Annotated in this window: 2 protein-coding genes; both read right to left on the reverse strand. The window is 36.5% G+C overall.

The features are described 5' to 3' along the window. Positions 1–496: 496 nt before the first annotated feature. On the reverse strand, positions 497–730 hold the full coding sequence (locus QHH19_07210; protein ID MDH7518108.1) for a hypothetical protein: 234 nt from the start codon (positions 728–730) through the stop codon (positions 497–499). Positions 731–884: 154 nt separating this feature from the next. Continuing rightward, positions 885–2,015 (reverse strand): cell division protein FtsZ, encoded by a 1,131-nt coding sequence (ftsZ, locus tag QHH19_07215; GenBank protein MDH7518109.1) that lies wholly within the window; start codon positions 2,013–2,015, stop codon positions 885–887. Positions 2,016–2,231: the final 216 nt, after the last annotated feature.

Raw genomic sequence — 2,231 nt, forward strand, 5'->3', positions numbered from 1 at the left:
GGATTTAAAGAGGATATACGATAGGGTGATGGCATAGAGAAGTAGTTTTTGAATGAAACTAGAAGTTACTTAATAATTTAAATTTGAGACTTAAAATAAGAAGAGATAATGATACGTTGATAATTATTTCAAATATTACGCCAATGATTATTATATTTTTTATTGTTATATTAAATCTTGGTTCCTTACTGAAAAATTTGTCTACACCAGGAGTTTTCAAATAATATATTATAACGATTGGTATAAAAAGTCCTAAAAAATTGAAATTTATTAAAGACGTTATTACATTAGAAAATTGCAAAAAAAATTGTTGTTGTTTTAGTCCATTTTTCTCCTATTAGCAGACCAATTCCCAACAGTATTGATATCGGTATTGATATAATTGCAATTGTCATAACTAATTCAAGAAGTGACAGACCAAATAGCTCATTTACTCGATATTGTTCAAAAAGACTAGGTAATAAAAAAATAAGAATGAACGAAATGATTGCTCCTATTATTTGTAAGCAGCTAAAATTGTGACTCCCAGGGGTCGCTGACGCATTAATTCAAATTCATCTAGAGATTTATCGCTCAATTTATCTTCTGAAAAATTTAGGGTTTGTTTCCCCATCCACTCAGACATCTTTTTACAATCTTTACATACTTTCAATGGCCGGCCGTCTTGACTAAATATTTCATATGCCTCAGATGAATCTATCTGCGTACCACATATGTCGCAATATATCAACTATTATCCCATCCTTATAGTGATATAGAATAATTTACTAGAACATATACTTTAGGGTCATAAACGAATGAAATTTAGTGCAGGGGAAGGGATTTGAACCCCTGGAGTTAAAAATATCGAAGCATCTTTTATTACTTAGTTAAAAACTGTTTTTTTATGCTACAAAATCTATCCCGTATTCCTTGTTTTCATATGTTCTCTGCGTTGGACCAAGTATCTGCTTTGATTTAACACCAGTTATCACAAGCATCGTACGAATTGTTTTCTTTAAACCAGAATCAATAGTTGTACCCCATATAATACGAGCATTAGGGTCAACACGAGAATAAACCTCTTCAACAACACGCTCTGCTTCACTGATTGTCATATCATCACCACCAGTGACATTAACAAGAGCACCAGTAGCACCAGATACATCAACATCCAACAACGGTGAATTCAAAGCCTCTATAACAGCATTAACAGCCTTGTTCTCACCCTCTGCCTCACCAAGACCAATCATAGCAACACCACCACGTTTCATAATAGTCTTAAGATCAGCGAAATCAAGGTTAACAAGACCAGGTTTAGTAATCATCTCAGTAATACCTTTTATCGACCTCATAAGAACCTCATCAGCAACCTTAAAAGCAGCATTCAAAGCAAGATTCGGAACAATCTCAAGCAGTTTATCATTTGGTATAACAATAACAGTATCACATGCTTCCCTAAGACGCTTCAAACCCGCCTCAGCGTTGTCCATACGAACAAGACCCTCAACCTTAAAAGGAAGCGTAGCAACACCAATAGTCAAAGCACCAGCCTCCTTAGCAATCTCAGCAACAATAGGAGCTGCACCAGTACCAGTACCACCACCAAGACCACAAGTCACAAAAACCATATCAGCAGGAGCCACAACCTTACGGATATCCTCCTCACTCTCAGTAGCAGCCTCCTCACCAACCTGAGGAAGAGAACCAGCACCAAGACCACGAGTAATACGCCTACCAATCAAAACCTTATGCGGCGCACTAGAAACCAAAAGATGCTGGGCATCCGTGTTAACAGCAATCAACTCAGCACCCTCAATACCAGCCTCAGTACACCTAGAAATAGTATTGGTACCAGCACCACCACAACCAATAACCTTTATCCTAGTAACCAATCCTTTTAATACCTCTTCCAACTCACTGTTATTAACACCACCAGCACCAGAACCCTCCAAGCCATCAGCTGGCCTAGAAGAGCTTTTCCCCCTCTTTTTCTTTTCCTCATTAGCAACAACCTCTTTTATAATTTTCTCCATATCTAAATCACCATATCCCTATAACAACAACCCCACTATAGTGAAACTTTTTACCATAATAGTAAAGTAATTTCGCCTATTAAATATTTCCTAAAAAATTCCCTAGTGTCCTAGCATAATTAAAATATTATAAATTGTATTACCTTCTTTGGTGATATGTGGATGGGATGTAAGATAACCATAGAAAAAAGAAAGCAGTTGAAATAACGAGCGAAG

Source organism: Candidatus Thermoplasmatota archaeon, assembly GCA_029907305.1.
GTDB lineage: Archaea > Thermoplasmatota > E2 > DHVEG-1 > DHVEG-1 > JARYMC01.

Excerpts from the sequence above, each read along its gene's own strand:
- ftsZ (MDH7518109.1), bottom strand. The coding sequence starts at position 2,015 with ATGGAGAAAATTATAAAAGAGGTTGTTGCTAATGAGGAAAAGAAAAAG.